Genomic DNA, 16,831 nt, shown 5'->3' on the forward strand with positions numbered 1-16,831 from the left:
CGTACGGGGCACGGGCCCCGGCACGGACACCCCACACCACCCCGAGCAAGGAGCAGCCAAGCACATGCGTATCGGAATCCTCGGCCTCGGCCGCATCGGCGCCTTCCACGCCGAGACCCTCGCCGGACTCGACGCCGTCGGCTCGCTCGTCGTGGCCGACCCGTTCGCGGACGCCGCGAAGGCCGCCGCCGAGCGGTTCGGCGCCGAGGTCGCGGACTCGCCCGAGGCCCTGCTGGCCGCCGGTGTGGACGGTGTGGTGGTCGCGGCGGCGACCGACGCCCACCCTGACCTGATCCTCGCCGCCGTCGAGGCCGGTGTGCCCGTCTTCTGCGAGAAGCCCGTCGCCCGCACCATGACGGAGGGCGTCGAGGTGCTCAAGGCGCTCGCGGGCCGCGACGTGCCGGTCCAGATCGGCTACAACCGCCGCTTCGACGCCGGGTTCGCCGCCGCGCGGGCCGCCGTGCGCAGCGGCGAGCTGGGCACGCTGCACACCGTCCGGTCGACCACGCTGGACCCGGCGCCGCCGCCCGCTGCGTACGTCGCCGCCTCCGGGGGCATCTTCCGGGACTGCTCGGTGCACGACTTCGACATCATCCGCTGGGTGACCGGGCGCGAGGTGAGCGAGGTGTACGCCGTCGGCGGCAACCGCGGCGCCGGCTTCATCCGGGAGGCGGGCGACGCGGACACCACCGGCGCGGTCCTCACCCTGGACGACGGCACCGTCGCCCTGGTCTCCAACAGCCGCCACAACGGCCGCGGTCACGACGTCCGCATGGAGATCCACGGCTTCGACGACTCGATCGCCGTCGGACTGGAGGACAGGCTGCCGCTGCGTTCGGTCGAGCCGGGCACGACCTTCCCGGCCGGTACTCCGCACGACTTCTTCATGGACCGCTTCGCCGCCGCCTACCGCGCCGAGCTGACCGCGTTCACCGAGGTCGTCGCCGGTACCCGCCCCTCGCCCTGCACGGTCGAGGACGCGCTGGAGGCGGGCTGGATCGCCGAGGCGTGCACCCTCTCGCTGCACGAGCACCGGCCGGTGACGATCGCTCAGGTGCGGCGGGGCTGAGCGGGACGCAGAGGTCCGGCGGAGCCGGCGGGGTCATCCCGCCGGCTCGCTGATGTTCACCATCCATTGGACGCCGAACCGGTCCGTGCACATGCCGAAGACGTCGCCCCACATCTGCTTCTCCAGGGGGACGGCGACGGAACCGCCGGCGGACAGCTTCTCCCAGTAGCCGCGCAGCTCGCGCGCGTCGTCGCCACTGAGACTCACCGCGAAGGTGTTCCCCGGCGTGTACTCCATCCCGGGCGGCGTGTCGGCGCCCATCAGGGTGAAGCCGCTCGGCGTCTCCAGCATGGCGTGCATGATCTTGTCGGTGTACGCGGGGTCCGGCATGCCCGCCGAGCCGAAGGTGTTCAGCGCCAGGCTGCCGCCGAACACCTGCTCGTAGAACTCCATCGCCTCTCGGGCATCGCCGTCGAAGCTGAGGTACGGGTTGAGACGCGAGGACATGGGTGCCTCCCGGAACGGGACGAGGGGTCAGTGCTGCGCACGCTAGCGCGCACCACCCATGACGGCCCGCCGAGCGGCGCACCGGCGGGACGCTCCCCCGCCGGCGCGGCCGGTCTCAGGCCCCGCAGGAGCGCAGGAACTTCCGGGTGCGCACCGCGATGGGCAGCGGCTTGTCCGGCTCGCAGGGGTACATGTCCTGCTCGACGATGGCGAACAGGTCCACGCCGAGTTCCTGGGCCGCCGTGAGCACCGGGCCCAGCTCCGGCACGCCCCCCGGCGGCTCGCACATCACGCCGCGCTGGACGGCCGGTCCGAACGGCACCCCGCCCTCCCGCACGCCGGCGAGGATCTCCGGGTCGACCTGCTTGAGGTGGAGGTAGCCGATGCGCTCGCCGTAGGTCTCGATCAGCTTGACGCTGTCGCCGCCGCAGTAGGCGTAGTGGCCGGTGTCCAGGCAGAGGTTCACCAGGTCGGAGTCGGTGGCGTCCAGGAAGCGCTCGACGTGCTCCTCGGTGTCGATGTGGGTGTCGGCGTGCGGGTGGACGACGATGTCCAGGCCGTAGGTCTCCCGCACCTCGCGGCCCAGGCGCTCCATGCCCCGGGTGAGGTGGGTCCACTGCTCGCCGGTCAGCTCCGGGGGCTCCAGGATCTCGGCGGTCTTGTCGTCGCGCCAGAAGGACGGGATGACGACGAGGTGCTTCGCGTCCATGGCCCGGGTCAGGGCGGCGACGCGGCTGACCTGTTCCCAGGTGGCGTCCCACTCGGAGGGGCCGCGGTGCAGGCCGCAGAAGATGGTGCCCGCCGAGACCTTGAGGCCGCGCCGGGTCACCTCGTCGGTGAGCCGGGCCGGGTCGGTGGGGAGGTAGCCGTAGGGGCCCAGCTCGATCCACTCGTAGCCGGCCTCGGTGACCTCGTCCAGGAACCGTTCCCACGGCACCTGCCGGGGGTCGTCGGGGAACCAGACGCCCCAGGAGTCGGGGGCCGAACCGACGCGGATGCGGTCGAGGGCAGAGGGCATGCTCAGGCCTTCCCTTCGGCGGTACCGGATGCGGTGCTGTCGGATGCGGCGGCGCCGGATGCGGCGCCGTCGGTCCTGTCGGCAGTATCGGGCGCGGCGGCCTTCTCCGCATCGTCCGCGTGGTCGGGCAGCGCCGCCACGTCGACCCCGCCGACCTGCGCCAGTTCGTGCTTGAGGGCGGCGAGTTCGGCGCCGCCTGCCATGTGGTTGGTGAGCGCTTCGAGGGTGATGTCGGCGCGGGCGGCGCTCAGTTCGAGGGTGCCCAGGCGCAGCACGCTGAAGTGGTCGCCGACCATGTAGGCGTGGTGGGGGTTGTGGGTGATGAAGATGACGCCGAGTCCGCGTTCGCGGGCGGCGGCGATGTACTTGAGCACCACGCCGGACTGCTTGACGCCGAGCGCGGCGGTGGGCTCGTCGAGGATGAGGACGCGGGCGCCGAAGTAGACGGCACGGGCGATGGCGACGCACTGGCGCTGGCCGCCGGAGAGGGTGCCGATGGGCTGTTCGAGGTCGTCCAGGACGATGCCCATGTTGCGCAGTTCCTCGTCGGCGGTCCGCTTCATGCGGGCGATGTCGAGGCGGCGCACGGGCCAGGGGCCCTTGGTCATCTCGGAGCCGAGGAAGAAGTTGCGCCACACCGGCATCAGCGGGACGGTCGCGAGGTCCTGGTAGACCGTGGCGATGCCGCGGGCGAGGGCGTCGCGCGGGGTGGCGAAGCGCACGGCCTCGCCGTCGACGAGGAACTCGCCCTCGGTGTGCTGGTGCAGCCCGGAGATGATCTTGATGAGGGTGGACTTGCCGGCACCGTTGTCACCGAGCACGCAGGTCACCCTGCCGGGGTGGACGGTGAGGTCGACTCCGTGCAGGGCGCGGATGTTGCCGTAGGACTTGCCGGCGCGGCGCAGTTCGACGAGCGGGCGGTCCTGCTCGGGTGCGGGGTCGGGGAGGACGGCGCCGTGGGTGCCGGGGGCTGCTGGGGTCTTGCTGGTCATTTCCGATCACCTCCGGGTCGCGGCGCGGCGGACGTACAGGTTGATGAGGACGGCGCCGAGGAGCATCACGCCGAGGAAGGCCTTGAACCAGTCGGGGTTCCAGCCCGCGAAGACGATGCCCTGGTTCACCATGCCGAACATGAAGGCGCCGAAGACGGGGCCGATGGCGGAACCGTAGCCGCCGGTGAGCAGACAGCCGCCGATGACGGCCGCGGCGATGTAGATCAGCTCCTGGCCGACGCCTTCGCCCGACTGCACGGTGTTGAAGGAGAACAGCTGGTGCATGCCGACGAACCAGGCACCGAAGCCGACCAGCATGAACAGCGTGATCTTCGTGAAGGTGACCGGCACGCCGACCGCGCGGGCGGAGTCCTGGTTGCCTCCGACGGCGAAGATCCAGTTGCCGTACTTGGTGCGCAGCAGCACCCAGGTGGCCAGGGCCGCGAAGACCAGCCACCAGACGACCGTGATCTTCACCTCGACGCCGCCGACGTCGAAGGACGAGGCGAACAGGGCCTTGGCCTGGTCGAAGCCGTCCATGTCACTGATGTCGTCGGTGGCGACGTTGCCGGTGACGAGCTTGGTGACGGCGAGGTTGACGCCCTGGAGGACCAGGAAGGTGGCCAGCGTCACCAGGAAGCTCGGCAGGCCGGTCTTCATCAGCACCCAGCCGTTGAAGGCGCCGACGGCCAGCGAGGCCACGAGGGCGACGATCACGCCCATCCAGACGTTCATGGTCAGCTGGTAGCTGAGCATGCCGGCGGTGAGCGCCGAGGTGACCACGGCGACACCGGCGGACAGGTCGAACTCGCCGCCGATCATCAGCAGGGCGACGGGCAGCGCCATGATGCCGATGGTGGACGACTGGTACAGGACCGTCGCCATGGAGCCGCCGTCGCGGAGGGTGGGCGCGGCGATCAGGAAGAAGACGAACACGGCGACGGCGCCGAGGAAGACCCCGACCTCGGGCCGGGCGAGCAGCCGCAGCGCCACGGGGCGCTCGCGGGTGCGCCCGTCGGTCTGCTGGGGGCCGGGGGCCGGCGGTGTGGTCACCGCCGGCTCAGCCTGTTGGGCCATGCTCATCACCGGGTGCCCTTCGAGGCGAACTCGGCGACGGCCTTGACGTTGGTCTTGTCGACGAAGGCCGGGCCGGTCAGCACCGGCTGCTCACCGCCGCCGCTGTAGTTGCCGTTGTTCTTGTAGAGCCACAGTCCGTCGACCGCCAGGTAGCCCTGGAGGTAGGGCTGCTGGTCGACGGCGAACGCGATGTCGCCCTTCTCGATGGCGCCGGTCAGTTCCTTGTTGAGGTCGAAGGTGGCGACCTTGGCCTTGCCGCCGGACTCGTCCACGGACTGCACGGCCGTCATGGCGAAGGGGGCGCCGAGCGTGACGAGGTGGTCGATGGCGCCGTCCTGCTTGAGCTTGGCGGTGATGGTCGACTTCACCGAGGGCATGTCGGTGCCGTTGACGTAGAGGTTCTCGATGGACCCCTCGAAGGTCTTCTTCACGCCGTCGCAGCGCTGGGTCAGGCCGACGTTGCCCTGCTCGTGGATGACGCAGACGGCCTTCTTGGCCCCGTCCTCGTTCAGCCGCTTGCCGAGCGCCTCGCCGGCCACGGTCTCGTCCTGGCCGAAGAACTCCATCAGGCCGAGCTTCTTCCAGTCCGCCAGACCGGAGTTGAGCCCGACCACGGGTATGCCGGCCTTCTCCGCCTTGGCGAGGACGCTCCGCATGGCGTCCGGCTTGGCGAGGGTGACGGCGATGCCGTCGACCTTCTGGTCGATCGCGTTCTGCACCAGGTTGGCCTGGTTGCCGGCGTTCGGGTCGGCGGAGTAGACGAGCTTGACGTTGTCCTTGTCGGCGGCGGCCTGGGCGCCCTTGCGGACGATGTCCCAGAAGGTGTCGCCGGGCGCCTGATGGGTGACCAGGGCGACCGTCATGCGGGGGGTGTTCGCCTTGCCCGCGGAGGCGCCCGAGTCGCTCTCCTCGTCGGCCTTCTTCCCGCCCGAGCTGCTGGAACAGCCGGCGAGGGTCAGGGCCGCGGCGGCGGCGAGGGCCACGGCAGGGGCGAATCTGCGGGAGCGGGCGTGCGAAGAGCGGTCCATCTTTTCCTGCACCTCACTGTGCGACTGTGCGACGGGAGAGCCGTGTGCCAGACCCGAGTGCCAGACCCGAGAAGAATGGCTGTTGCTGCGCTGGGACCGGATACAAGTCCTTGAGACGCCCACTGTCAATACTTTGTCAAGACATCATTTCACTCACAGGTCCGAATGTCAGTACAAAGTCTTGACAGCGTCGTTCAGGAGTCATACACCTGGGAGGCGGCAGGCCCCCGCCCAGCCAAAGGAGCGTCGCACATGGCCGAGTCAGTCCCGCGTTTCGATCTGATCACGATGGGCCGCATCGGGGTCGATCTCTATCCTTTGCAGACGGGCGTTCCCCTGGCGGAGGTTGAGACGTTCGGCAAGTTTCTCGGCGGCTCGGCCTCCAATGTGGCGGTCGCCGCCGCCCGGCTCGGCCGTGCCACCGCCGTCATCACCCGCACCGGCGACGACCCCTTCGGCGCCTATCTGCACGGCGCGCTGAGGGAGTTCGGCGTCGACGACCGCTGGGTCACCCCGGTCGTGGCCTACCCGACACCGGTGACGTTCTGCGAGATCTTCCCGCCGGACGACTTCCCGCTGTACTTCTACCGCCGGCCCAAGGCTCCCGACCTGGTGATCCATCCGGAGGAGCTGGACCTGGACGCGATCCGCGCGGCCTCGATCTTCTGGATGACCGGCACCGGCCTGAGCGAGGAACCGAGCCGTACGGCGACCCTGGCCGCCCTCGCCCACCGCGCGAAGTCCGGCACCACGGTGTTCGACCTGGACTGGCGCCCCATGTTCTGGACCGACCCGGACCAGGCACGCCCGTACTACGCCGAGGCGCTCGCGCACGCGACCGTCGCGGTCGGCAACCTGGACGAGTGCGAGATCGCCACGGGCGTGCGCGAACCCCGCGCCTGCGCCGAGGCACTGCTGGCGGCCGGTGTGGAGCTGGCGGTGGTCAAGCAGGGCCCGAAGGGCGTCCTCGCCGTGCACCGCGACGGCCGGTCGGCCGAGGTGCCGCCGGTCCCGGTCGAGGTGGTCAACGGACTCGGCGCGGGTGACGCGTTCGGCGGCTCCCTGTGCCACGGTCTGCTCTCCGGCTGGGAGCTGGAGCGGATCATGCGGTACGCCAACGCGGCCGGCGCCCTCGTCGCCTCCCGTCTCGCCTGTTCCTCCGCGATGCCCACCGAGGCGGAGGTCGACGACCTCCTCGCGCGAGCCACTCCCTGAACGGAGCAACGCCTTGTCCCTCAGCATCTCCAGCATCCCGGACCTCACCGCGGTCCGCGCCCGGCACCCGGAGGCGATCGCCGAGGCCGCGGCCCGCCGGGTACGCCGCCCGCTGATCGGCGACTCCGGCCGCCTGATGATCGTGGCCGCCGACCACCCGGCGCGCGGCTCGCTCGGCGTCGGCGACCGCGGGCTCGCCATGGCCAACCGGGCCGACCTGCTGGAACGCCTGTGCACCGCGCTGTCCCGGCCCGGCGTCGACGGGGTGCTGGCCACCGCCGACGTGCTGGAGGACCTGCTCCTGCTCGGGGTGCTGGAGGACAAGGTCGTCATGGGCTCGATGAACCGCGGCGGCCTCGCGGGCTCCGCCTTCGAGATGGACGACCGCTTCACCGGCCACCGCGCCGAGGACATCGCCCGGCTGCGCTTCGACGCGGGCAAGCTGCTGCTGCGCATCGACTACGACGACCCCGGCTCGCTGGCCACGCTGGAGGCGAGCGCCCGGGCGGTCGACGCCATGGCGGCACGCGAACTGCCCTTGTTCGTCGAGCCGTTCATCTCCCGCCGGGTCGACGGCCGGGTCCGCAACGACCTGTCGGCCGAGGCCGTCACCCGCTCCATCGCCATCGCCTCCGGTCTCGGCGGCACCTCCGCCTACACCTGGCTGAAACTGCCCGTCACCCAGGACCCGGACGACATGGCGGAGGTGCTGGAGACCTCCACGCTGCCCGCGGTGCTGCTCGGCGGCGACATAGGAGGCTCCCCCGCGGACCAGACCGCGGCCTACGAACGCTGGCGCAAGGCCCTCAGGCTGCCCACCGTGCAGGGCATGGTCGTCGGCCGCTCGCTGCTCTACCCGGCCGGGGGCAGTGTGGAGCAGGCGGTGGACACGGCCGTCGGACTGCTGTGAGCGAGAAGAGGCGGAGGAGCAGGGGATGACCTATCACCTTCCCGCGGGCAAGGCCGCGGCGGACGGCCCGTACGCCGTGGACGTGACCCCCGAGAGCGCGGGCTGGGGTTACTCCAGCCTGCGCGTGGTGCACCTGCCGCCCGGCGGCGGTCACACCTTCGACAGCGGCGAGAGCGAGTGGATCGTGCTGCCGCTGAGCGGCGGCTGCACGGTCGCGACCGCCGACGACTTCGGCCAGGAGACCTTCGAACTCGACGGTCGCGACAGCGTGTTCAGCGGTGTGACCGACTTCGCGTACATCCCGCGCGACGCCCGCACGACGCTGACCTCGCACGGCGGCGGCCGGTTCGCCCTGACCGGCGCCCGCTGCACCCGCCGCCTGCCCGCCCGCTACGGCCCGGCGTCCTCGGTGCCGGTGGAGCTGCGGGGCACCGGGAACTGCTCGCGGCAGGTCAACAACTTCGGTGCGGCCGGGGTGCTGGAGTGCGACAAGCTGATCGCGGTCGAGGTGCTCACGCCGGGCGGGAACTGGTCCTCCTTCCCGCCCCACAAGCACGACGAGCACCGGCCCGGCGAGGAGTCGGTGCTGGAGGAGATCTACTACTTCGAGTTCGCGCCCCACGACGGCACCCGGGGCCTCGGCTACCAGCGCGTCTCCCCCTCCGGGCGGGGACGGGGCACGGACGTGCTCGCCGAAGTGCGCGACGGGGACGTCGTGCTGATCCCCGACGGCTGGCACGGGCCGTCGATGGCGGTCCCGGGCCACCACATGTACTACCTCAACGTCATGGCCGGGCCGGAGCCCGAGCGCGCCTGGCTGATCTGCGACCACCCCGACCACGCCTGGGTCCGGGACACCTGGCCCGAGCAGCCGGTCGACCCCCGACTCCCCCTCTACACCGCACCGGAGAGGTCCGCATGAGCGCCGCGCCCACCCGCCGACTGACCACCGCCCAGGCCCTGGTGCGCTTCCTGGCCGCGCAGTACACCGAACGCGACGGCGTGCGGCACCGCCTGATCGCCGGCACCTGGGGCATCTTCGGCCACGGCAACGTGGCCGGCCTCGGCCAGGCGCTCGTCGAGTACCGCGAGGCGATGCCGTACCACCAGGGCCGCAACGAACAGGCCATGGTGCACGCCGCCGTGGGCCACGCCCGGCAGCTCAACCGCCTGTCCGCGCAGGCGGTGACGACCTCCATCGGCCCCGGCGCCACCAACCTGGTCACCGGCGCGGCCCTCGCCACCATCAACCGCCTGCCGGTCCTGCTCCTCCCCGGCGACTACTTCGCCTCGCACGCCGCCGACCCCCTGCTCCAGCAGCTGGAGCACCCGGTCGAGGCCGACGTGTCGGTCAACGACGCCCTGCGGCCCGTCTCCCGCTACTTCGACCGGATCACCCGCCCCGAGGCGCTCCTCGCCTCCGCCCTCCAGGCGATGCGCGTGCTCAGTGACCCGGCGGAGACCGGCGCGGTCACCCTCGCGCTGCCGCAGGACGTGCAGGCCGAGGCGTACGACTGGCCGGAGGAGTTCTTCGCCGACCGCGTCTGGCGGGTACGCCGCCCGGCGCCCGACCCGGCGGAGCTGGCCGAGGCGGTCCCGGCGGTCCGCACCGCCGCGCGCCCGCTGATCGTCGCGGGCGGCGGCGTCCACCACAGCGAGGCCGAACAGGCCCTGAAGGCACTGGTGGACGCCACCGGCATCCCGGTCGCCTCCACCCAGGCCGGCAAGGGCGCGCTGCGCCACGACCACCCGGCGGACCTCGGCGGCATCGGCCACACCGGCACCGCGGTGAGCGACGCCCTCGCCCGCACCGCCGACCTGGTGATCGGCGTCGGCACCCGCTACTCGGACTTCACCACCGCCTCCGGCACCCTCTTCCAGCACCCCGGCGTCCGCTTCCTGAACCTCAACATCACCGCCTTCGACGCCCACAAGCTCGCCGCCGCCACCCTGGTGTGCGACGCCCGGTCGGGGCTCGCGGCACTGACGGAGGCGCTGGCCGGGCACCGGGTGGACGCCGCGTACGAGACGGAGTACCGCGCGGGCAAGGCCCGTTGGGACGAGACGGTCGAGGCGGCCTTCCGCGCCGACGACGACAGCGCGGTGCCGACCCAGACGCAGGTGCTGGGTGCCCTGGACGCGGTCGTCGGCGACGAGGACGTGGTGATCAACGCGGCCGGTTCGCTCCCCGGCGACCTGCACAAGCTGTGGCGGGCCCGGTCCCCGCGCCAGTACCACCTGGAGTACGGCTACTCCTGCATGGGCTACGAGATCCCGGCCGCGCTCGGTGTCCAGCAGGCCGCGCCCGGCACCCCCGTGTGGGCCCTGGTCGGCGACGGCACCTACCTGATGAACCCCACGGAGATCGTCACGGCCGTCCAGGAGAACCTTCCGGTGAAGCTGGTCCTGGTCCAGAACCACGGCTACGCCTCCATCGGCGGCCTGTCCGAGTCGGTGGGCGCCGAGCGCTTCGGCACCGACTACCGCCACCGCGTCGCCGACGGCTCCTTCACCGGCGCCCCGCTCCCTGTCGACCTCGCCGCCAACGCGGCCAGCCTCGGCATGGACGTGCTGCGCGCCAAGACAGTGCGGGAGCTGCGCGAGGCGCTCGCCACGGCCCGTGCGGCGACCCGCCCGACGTGCGTGTACGTCGAGACGGCGCCCGCGGGGGACGCTCTGCCGGCGGAGGCCTGGTGGGACGTGCCGGTGGCCGAGGTGTCGGCCCGCGAGGCCGCCACGGACGCGCGGGCGGCCTACGACCGCGCGGTCGCCGACCGTCGCCGCCACCTCTGACGCTCCCGGTTCCCCGACAGCCCGTCCCCTACGCAAGGGAGGTACGTCCATGGCGAAGACCGGCGACCCCGCACGCGCCGTGACCGCGTCCGCGACCGGCATCCTGGACTTCGCCCTGGACCGGAGCAGTCCGGTGCCGCTCTACTACCAGCTGGCCCAGCAGTTGGAGGCGGCGATCGCGCGCGGCGTCCTCGCGCCGGGGAACCTGCTGGGCAACGAGGTCGACCTCTCCGTGCGCCTCGGCCTGTCCCGGCCGACCGTCCGGCAGGCGATCCAGTCGCTGGTCGACAAGGGGCTCCTGGTGCGGCGGCGCGGGGTCGGCACCCAGGTGGTGCACAGCCAGGTCAGGCGCCCGCTGGAACTGAGCAGCCTCTACGACGACCTGGAGGCGGCCGGGCAGGGCCCGGGCACCCGGGTGGTGCGCAACGAGGGCGTCCCGGCCACCGCCGAGGTCGCGGCGGCCCTCGGTGTCGCGGAGGGCACCGAGGTCGCCGTCCTTCAGCGGCTGCGCCTCACCCACGGGCAGCCGGTGGCGATGCTGTGCAACCACCTTCCGGCGGGACTGCTGGAACTCGACGACGCCCGGCTGGAGTCGACGGGTCTGTACCGGATGATGCGCTCCCGCGGCGTCACCCTGCACAGCGCCCGCCAGACCGTCGGCGCCCGCAACGCCTCCCGCGAGGAGGCCGAGCTGCTCGGCGAGCAGGAGGGCGCCGCGCTGCTCACCATGCGGCGGATCGCGTACGACGACACCGGGCGGCCGGTCGAGTACGGGACGCACGTCTACCGCGCGTCCCGGTACGCGTTCGACTTCCAGCTGCTGGTCAGGAACTGACCGGGCTCAGTGGACCGCGTCCGGACGGGCCCGCTGGTCCGCCGTCAGTTCCAGTTCCACGGCGGCCAGGTTCTCCTCCAGCTGGGCCACCGACGAGGCCCCGGCCAGCGGCACGATCGGCAGTTCCGCGCCGATCTGCCAGGCGAGAACGACCTGGTTGACCGTGGCCCCGGTCTCCCGGGCGACCTCGCGGAGCACGGCGAGCCGGGCCGGGGTGCCCGGGTGGTCGCAGTGGCCGGCTCGGACTCCTTCCGGTGTGCTCAGCTGTGTTCAGCGAGGCTCATGGTGCCCCGCGCCCGGCCGGGCCTCGCGGTGCGCAATACGGTGGGCCGCGCGGTCGGTCGCACGAACCGGATCGCCTCTCGGGAAGCCGCGAACCGGTAGACCGGGCCCGCACCGTCCGCTCACCGGTCGGTGCGCAGCTCCGTGGTAGCTCTCAGCCGTGTCGGCGCCGCCATGTCCGACGAGCCCGGCGTGGCAGGCCGTCGCCGATGCGGCAGGACGGCTGCTGGCGGCCTCACCCACCGTTCCGGGCGCTCGCCACGACATGCGTGCTGCCGGTGACTACACCCCCGCGACGCGGAGGTGAAGTGCTGGACGGACAAGGCGTATCGAGGCGCCGGCGGCACCACCCGGGCGCCCGTCCGCGGTCGGCGTCCCAAGGCCGCAACGTCGGCAATACCGCATCCGGGCCGGAATCCACTGCCTCGGCGAGCAAGCCATGGCCACTCTGAAGAACTGGCGCCTCCCGCGGCCCCGCCCTTCGTCACGCCTCGACCTGAGGCCGGAAAAGGCGGTCTCGGGTTCACGAGGCGGACCTGCGTGCATCCCAACCCGCAGTCGCTCAGGGCGGGTCCGGAGAAGCTGGCCGAACTGCTCGGCCGACCTTGATCAACAGCATCCGTGAGAATGTGTGAGACGGCACCTCTGGAAACGATCAAGAGGGGCCCCGAAGGACCCCTCTCATCTGCTTCTTCACCGTCGGGACGACAGGATTTGAACCTGCGACCCCTTGACCCCCAGTCAAGTGCGCTACCAAGCTGCGCCACGTCCCGGTGCCGTCACGCGCGGTGAACCGCGCGATCACGCGGACAGCACTTTACCCCACGGACCGGGCCGCGCCTAAGCGGGCACGGGAGAGGGACAATCGGACCCATGGACAGCCCTGCCGACACCCCCGTGGACAGCACCGCCTCCGACCGCCCGGCACGGGGGCGGGACCGCGACGAGGAGGGGCGGGCGCGCAACGCCCGGCCGCGCGACGGGCTCGGACGCCCGCTGCCCTACGGCGCGGACGGCGTGGCCCGCCAGCCCGAGGGCGTCGTACGGGCGCCGGAGGAGACGGTCGCCGAGGCGCAGCGGCTGCTGGACGACGGGAAGCCCTTCCACGCGCACGAGGTCTTCGAGGACGCCTGGAAGTCGGGGCCCGAGGAGGAGCGGGAGCTGTGGCGGGGCCTGGCCCAGCTGGCCGTCGGCCTCACGCACTCCGCGCGCGGCAACGTCACCGGCGGGGCCAGGCTGCTGCGGCGCGGGGCGGGGGCCGTCACGGCGTGGGCGGCGTCGGGGGCCGGGCGGGAGCGGCCGTACGGGATGGACCTCGGCGCGGTCGCCGGGTGGGCCCGGGAGCTGGCCGGTGAGGTGGAGGGCGGCGGGTCCGTGGACGCGGCGGCGCGGGCGCCCCGGCTGCGGGGCTGAGTCCCGCCGGGGCAGCCCGGCCGGGGCGTTGTCGGTGGCGTACGGCAGACTCGTGGCGTGCGGACAATTCATGTGATCGGTATCGGCGCGGGCGACCCCGACCAGCTGACGCTCCAGGCGGTCAAGGCGCTGCGGAGCACGGACGTGTTCTTCGTCCTGGACAAGGGCGAGGCCAAGGCCGACCTGGTGCGACTGCGCCGGGACATGCTGGAGACGCACATACCGGAGGGGACGTACCGGGTCGTCGAGGCGCGCGACCCCGAGCGGGACCGGAAGGCGGGCGGGGCGGCGTACTCGCCGGCCGTCGGGGACTGGCGCAGTGCCCGCGCGGGCATCTACGAGCGGCTGATCGCCGAGGAGCTGGGCGAGGACGAGAGCGGCGCGTTCCTGGTGTGGGGCGACCCCGCGCTCTACGACAGCACGCTGGGCATCCTGCAGGAGATCCTGGAGCGCGGCTCGGTGTCGTTCGCGTACGACGTGGTCCCCGGCATCAGCAGCGTCTCCTCGCTGGTCGCCCGGCACCGGACCGGGCTGAACCGGGTGGCGCGCCCGGTGCAGATCACCACGGGGCGGCGGCTCGCCGAGGGCTTCCCCGAGGACACGGACGACGTGGTCGTGATGCTGGACGCCCACCAGACCTTCCGGCGGTACGCGGACCAGGACATCGACATCTACTGGGGCGCCTACCTGGGCACCCCGGACGAGATCCTCGCCTCCGGTCCGATCGCCGAGGCCGCGCCCCGCATCGAGCGGCTGCGCGCCGAGGCACGGGAGCGCAAGGGCTGGATCATGGACACGTACCTGCTGCGGCGCAACCCCGGCGACCGCTGACCGGGCGGGGCCAGAACGGGCTCCGGGGCACACCCGGGCGGACCGCTCCCGCATGCGTGGCCGGTGCACCGGTGTGATCGTGACCGTGTGACAGTCGCCGAGGAATCGCCGCGGACCGCCGCCACCCAGCCGCCCGTGCTGGACCGGCGACGCCGCAACGTCGTCTTCGTCACGATCATGCTCGGCATGCTCCTCGCGGCCCTGGACCAGACGATCGTCGGCACCGCGCTGCCCACGATCGTCTCGGACCTGGGCGGCGCCGCACACATGTCGTGGGTGGTGACCTCGTACCTGCTCGCGGAGACCGTGGCGACGGTCCTGGTCGGCAAGTTCGGCGACCTGTTCGGCCGCAAGGTCGTCTTCCAGGTGTCCGCGGTCGTGTTCATCACCGGCTCCTTCCTGTGCGGGCTCGCGACCGACATGCCGCTGCTGATCATCTGGCGGGCGGTGCAGGGCGTCGGCGCGGGTGGCCTGATGGTGACGTCGATGGCGCTGATCGCGGACGTCATCCCGCTGCGGGAGCGGGGCAAGTACCAGGGCGCGATCGGCGCGGTGTTCGGGGTCGCGACGGTCATCGGACCGCTGCTGGGCGGGCTGTTCACCGACCACCTGACCTGGCGCTGGGCCTTCTACGTCAACGTGCCCATCGCGGTCGTCGTCGTGATCGCCGCCGCCCGCACCATCCCGGTGGTGAAGTCGGCCGCCCGTCCGGTCGTCGACTACCTGGGCATCGCGCTGGTCGCGGTCGGCGCCAGCGCGCTGATCCTGGCGACGAGCTGGGGCGGCAACGAGTACGCGTGGGGCTCGGCCGTGATCATCGGCCTGTTCGCGGGCGGGCTCGTCGCGCTCGGTCTGTTCTGCTGGGTGGAGACCCGGGCGGCCGAACCGATGCTGCCGATGCGGCTGTTCTCCAACCCGGTGTTCACGGTCTGCTCGATCCTCAGCTTCATCGTCGGCTTCGCCATGCTGGGCGCGCTGACGTACCTGCCGACGTATCTGCAGTACGTGGACGGGGATTCGGCGACCGTCTCCGGGGTGCGGACGCTGCCGATGGTGGCGGGGCTGCTGATCGCCTCGGTGTTCAGCGGCAACGTGGTCAGCAAGACGGGGCGGTACCGGCTGTTCCCCATCGCGGGCACGCTGGTGATGGGCGCAGGCCTGTACCTGATGTCGCTGATGGGTGCCTCCACGGGCGCCGGGCTCGAGTCGCTGTACATGTTCGTCCTCGGCACCGGGATCGGCCTGTCCATGCAGGTGCTGACCATCGCCGTGCAGAACACCGTCGAGTACGCCGACCTCGGCACCGCGACCTCCGGTGTCACCTTCTTCCGCACGCTGGGCAGTTCCTTCGGCACCGCCGTGTTCGGCACGATCTACGCCAACGCGCTCGGTCCCAACCTGCGCGACGGCGTCACGGCGGCGGCCGGCACCGGCGCCGCCGACCCGTCGGTGATCGCCAGGGCGTCGACCAGTCCGGAGGGCGTGCACCGGTTGCCGCCCCGGGCGTCGGCGCCGATCGTCGACGCGTACGCGGACACCATCCAGACGGTGTTCCTGTGGACGGTGCCCGTCGCCGTCCTCGGCTTCCTGGTCGCGCTGTTCCTCAAGCAGGTCCAGCTGCGCGACAGCGCCCGCGCGGGTTCCACGGACATGGGCGAGGGCTTCGCCTCACCGCACGACGCCAGCAGCAGGCGGACGCTGGAGGCTTCCGTCGGGAAGATCATCGGCGGTACGGAGCTGGACACCGCGCGCCGGATCATCGCGGGCAGCGACACCCGCCTGGACGTCGCCGGTGCCTGGGCCGTGATGCAGGTGGACCTGTTCACACGGCTCGTCGGGCACGCCAGCCTCGGCCTGATCGCGGCCCGCCGCCGGCTTCCCCCGGAGGTGCTGCTGCCGGTGTTCGACCGGATGGTGGAGGAGGGGTTCCTGACCCGCCACGGCTCCCTGCTCTCCCACACCGACGCGGGCGCCCGCGAGGCCCTGGTGATCGGCCGGGCGTGGGCGGCCTGGCTGGAGGACCGGGTGGAGCGGGACATCGGCCGGCCCACGGACACGGACCTGCGCGCCGCCGTCGACGCCATCGCCAAGCGCCTGCTGGTGGAGGACCTCAGCAACGGTCTCCCGCAGCGGGTCAGGCAAGCAGGAGCTGCAGACCCCCCACAACCGTCGCCGCGATCACCAGACGCTCGAACAGGCGTTGGTTGATCCGCTTCACGGCCCACTTGCCGAGGAACGCGCCGGGCACCACGAAGACCACCAGCGCCGCGTCGAGCAGCAGCGAGCGGCCGTCGATCAGGCCGAGCCCCGCGCTGAAGGGCAGCTTGGAGACGTTGACGATCAGGAAGAAGAACGCCGACGTACCCAGGAAGCCGAGTTTCCTGAAGCCCGCGGAGAGCAGGTACATCGACATCACCGGGCCGCCCGCGTTGGCGACCATCGTGGTGAAGCCGCCCAGGACGCCGTACGAGCGGGCCTTCACCCGGCCGGCGCGCGAGGTGACCTCGTCCGGCTGCTCGGTGGCCTCGGCCTGCCGCCGGCGCCACACCGTCACCCCGGCCATGAACAGCAGGATCACGCCGATCGACGTGCGCACGACGGCGTCGTCGGCCCACACCAGGAACACGGTGCCGACGACCACGCCCACCCCGACCGCCGGGAACAGCCGCCACAGGGTGGGCCAGTGCGCGTGGCGCCGGTAGGTGAGGACGGCCAGGACGTCACCGGCGATCAGGACCGGCAGCAGGATGCCGGTGGAGGCGCGGGCGGGCAGGACCGCCGCGAAGATCGCGAGGCTGACCGTGTTGGCCCCGCTCACCGCGGTCTTGGAGAAGCCGACGAGCAGGGCCGCGAAGGCGAGGGCGGCGAATTCCCAGCCGGTGAGGTGCCAGAGCGTCATGGTGTCCATTGCGGGGACCGAT

15 protein-coding genes, 1 tRNA gene and 1 pseudogene are annotated in these 16,831 nt (G+C 72.0%); 9 read left to right on the forward strand and 8 right to left on the reverse strand.

Translation table 11 applies throughout. The features are described 5' to 3' along the window. Positions 1–64: 64 nt before the first annotated feature. Positions 65–1,069 (forward strand): Gfo/Idh/MocA family protein, encoded by a 1,005-nt coding sequence (locus ACZ6IM_RS27445; protein WP_052841945.1) that lies wholly within the window; start codon positions 65–67, stop codon positions 1,067–1,069. Positions 1,070–1,102: 33 nt separating this feature from the next. Here the strand turns inward: ACZ6IM_RS27445 and ACZ6IM_RS27450 are convergent, their stop codons facing one another. From ACZ6IM_RS27450 to ACZ6IM_RS27470, 5 genes are all read right to left on the reverse strand, one after another. Further along, on the reverse strand, positions 1,103–1,516 hold the full coding sequence (locus tag ACZ6IM_RS27450; protein WP_052841946.1) for a VOC family protein: 414 nt from the start codon (positions 1,514–1,516) through the stop codon (positions 1,103–1,105). 115 nt (positions 1,517–1,631) lie between these two features. After that, positions 1,632–2,534: a sugar phosphate isomerase/epimerase family protein gene (locus ACZ6IM_RS27455; RefSeq protein ID WP_052841947.1), complete on the reverse strand. Its 903-nt coding sequence runs from the start codon at positions 2,532–2,534 to the stop codon at positions 1,632–1,634. Between the two features lie 2 nt (positions 2,535–2,536). Then, on the reverse strand, positions 2,537–3,526 hold the full coding sequence (locus ACZ6IM_RS27460) for an ATP-binding cassette domain-containing protein (RefSeq protein ID WP_052841948.1): 990 nt from the start codon (positions 3,524–3,526) through the stop codon (positions 2,537–2,539). A gap of 6 nt (positions 3,527–3,532) precedes the next feature. Beyond that, positions 3,533–4,609, reverse strand: coding sequence for an ABC transporter permease (locus tag ACZ6IM_RS27465; protein ID WP_052841949.1), 1,077 nt, complete (start codon positions 4,607–4,609; stop codon positions 3,533–3,535). Then, positions 4,609–5,631 (reverse strand): sugar ABC transporter substrate-binding protein, encoded by a 1,023-nt coding sequence (locus ACZ6IM_RS27470; RefSeq protein ID WP_052841950.1) that lies wholly within the window; start codon positions 5,629–5,631, stop codon positions 4,609–4,611. The genes ACZ6IM_RS27465 and ACZ6IM_RS27470 overlap by 1 nt, the downstream gene beginning before the upstream one ends. Before the next feature lie 252 nt (positions 5,632–5,883). Between ACZ6IM_RS27470 and iolC the strand changes: the two genes are divergently transcribed. Genes iolC through ACZ6IM_RS27495 form a run of 5 tightly spaced genes read left to right on the forward strand, consistent with a single transcriptional unit; the run spans position 5,884 to position 11,384 of the window. Continuing rightward, entirely contained in the window at positions 5,884–6,846 is a 963-nt protein-coding gene (iolC, locus tag ACZ6IM_RS27475; RefSeq protein WP_469559903.1) for a 5-dehydro-2-deoxygluconokinase, read from the forward strand. Between the two features lie 13 nt (positions 6,847–6,859). Continuing rightward, positions 6,860–7,756: a Cgl0159 family (beta/alpha)8-fold protein gene (locus tag ACZ6IM_RS27480; protein ID WP_052841952.1), complete on the forward strand. Its 897-nt coding sequence runs from the start codon at positions 6,860–6,862 to the stop codon at positions 7,754–7,756. 25 nt (positions 7,757–7,781) lie between these two features. Next, positions 7,782–8,678, forward strand: coding sequence for a 5-deoxy-glucuronate isomerase (gene iolB / locus ACZ6IM_RS27485; protein WP_052841953.1), 897 nt, complete (start codon positions 7,782–7,784; stop codon positions 8,676–8,678). Then, positions 8,675–10,549 carry a 3D-(3,5/4)-trihydroxycyclohexane-1,2-dione acylhydrolase (decyclizing) gene (gene iolD, locus ACZ6IM_RS27490; protein ID WP_469559907.1) on the forward strand — a complete coding sequence of 625 codons (1,875 nt, stop codon included), beginning with the start codon at positions 8,675–8,677 and terminating at the stop codon, positions 10,547–10,549. Before iolB ends, iolD begins: the two co-directional genes overlap by 4 nt. Positions 10,550–10,598: 49 nt before the next feature. Further along, complete coding sequence (locus ACZ6IM_RS27495) at positions 10,599–11,384, forward strand: GntR family transcriptional regulator (protein WP_052841955.1); 786 nt, start codon at positions 10,599–10,601, stop codon at positions 11,382–11,384. A 6-nt stretch (positions 11,385–11,390) separates the two neighbouring features. Here ACZ6IM_RS27495 and ACZ6IM_RS27500 read toward each other — a convergent pair. Then, positions 11,391–11,612, reverse strand: a pseudogene (locus tag ACZ6IM_RS27500) (aldo/keto reductase); the annotation flags it as partial. Between the two features lie 753 nt (positions 11,613–12,365). Further along, positions 12,366–12,439: transfer RNA gene (locus ACZ6IM_RS27505), tRNA-Pro, on the reverse strand. Positions 12,440–12,539: 100 nt separating this feature from the next. Here ACZ6IM_RS27505 and ACZ6IM_RS27510 point away from each other — a divergent pair. The 3 genes from ACZ6IM_RS27510 to ACZ6IM_RS27520 all read left to right on the forward strand — a co-directional run bounded on the left by ACZ6IM_RS27510 (position 12,540) and on the right by ACZ6IM_RS27520 (position 16,118). Further along, positions 12,540–13,079 (forward strand): DUF309 domain-containing protein, encoded by a 540-nt coding sequence (locus ACZ6IM_RS27510; protein ID WP_469559910.1) that lies wholly within the window; start codon positions 12,540–12,542, stop codon positions 13,077–13,079. 57 nt (positions 13,080–13,136) lie between these two features. Next, the gene (gene cobF, locus ACZ6IM_RS27515) at positions 13,137–13,910 is read left to right on the forward strand and encodes a precorrin-6A synthase (deacetylating) (RefSeq protein WP_469559913.1); all 774 of its coding nucleotides are present in this window, start codon (positions 13,137–13,139) and stop codon (positions 13,908–13,910) included. A gap of 87 nt (positions 13,911–13,997) precedes the next feature. Then, positions 13,998–16,118, forward strand: a complete 2,121-nt coding sequence (locus tag ACZ6IM_RS27520) for an MDR family MFS transporter (protein ID WP_469559916.1) — start codon at positions 13,998–14,000, stop codon at positions 16,116–16,118. On the opposite strand, the gene ACZ6IM_RS27525 is transcribed toward ACZ6IM_RS27520, so the two are convergent. Beyond that, entirely contained in the window at positions 16,045–16,818 is a 774-nt protein-coding gene (locus ACZ6IM_RS27525; protein WP_052841960.1) for a sulfite exporter TauE/SafE family protein, read from the reverse strand. The two genes, ACZ6IM_RS27520 and ACZ6IM_RS27525, sit on opposite strands and share 74 nt — an antisense overlap. Positions 16,819–16,831: the final 13 nt, after the last annotated feature.

Source organism: Streptomyces sp. NPDC042336, from assembly GCF_055581985.1.

Coding starts and splice junctions, on each gene's coding strand:
- iolC (WP_469559903.1), top strand. CDS start 5,884: ATGGCCGAGTCAGTCCCGCGTTTCGATCTGATCACGATGGGCCGCATC.
- ACZ6IM_RS27450 (WP_052841946.1), bottom strand. CDS start 1,516: ATGTCCTCGCGTCTCAACCCGTACCTCAGCTTCGACGGCGATGCCCGA.
- ACZ6IM_RS27495 (WP_052841955.1), top strand. CDS start 10,599: ATGGCGAAGACCGGCGACCCCGCACGCGCCGTGACCGCGTCCGCGACC.
- ACZ6IM_RS27510 (WP_469559910.1), top strand. CDS start 12,540: ATGGACAGCCCTGCCGACACCCCCGTGGACAGCACCGCCTCCGACCGC.
- ACZ6IM_RS27445 (WP_052841945.1), top strand. CDS start 65: ATGCGTATCGGAATCCTCGGCCTCGGCCGCATCGGCGCCTTCCACGCC.
- ACZ6IM_RS27455 (WP_052841947.1), bottom strand. CDS start 2,534: ATGCCCTCTGCCCTCGACCGCATCCGCGTCGGTTCGGCCCCCGACTCC.
- ACZ6IM_RS27465 (WP_052841949.1), bottom strand. CDS start 4,609: ATGAGCATGGCCCAACAGGCTGAGCCGGCGGTGACCACACCGCCGGCC.
- ACZ6IM_RS27525 (WP_052841960.1), bottom strand. CDS start 16,818: ATGGACACCATGACGCTCTGGCACCTCACCGGCTGGGAATTCGCCGCC.
- iolB (WP_052841953.1), top strand. CDS start 7,782: ATGACCTATCACCTTCCCGCGGGCAAGGCCGCGGCGGACGGCCCGTAC.
- ACZ6IM_RS27470 (WP_052841950.1), bottom strand. CDS start 5,631: ATGGACCGCTCTTCGCACGCCCGCTCCCGCAGATTCGCCCCTGCCGTG.
- iolD (WP_469559907.1), top strand. CDS start 8,675: ATGAGCGCCGCGCCCACCCGCCGACTGACCACCGCCCAGGCCCTGGTG.
- ACZ6IM_RS27460 (WP_052841948.1), bottom strand. CDS start 3,526: ATGACCAGCAAGACCCCAGCAGCCCCCGGCACCCACGGCGCCGTCCTC.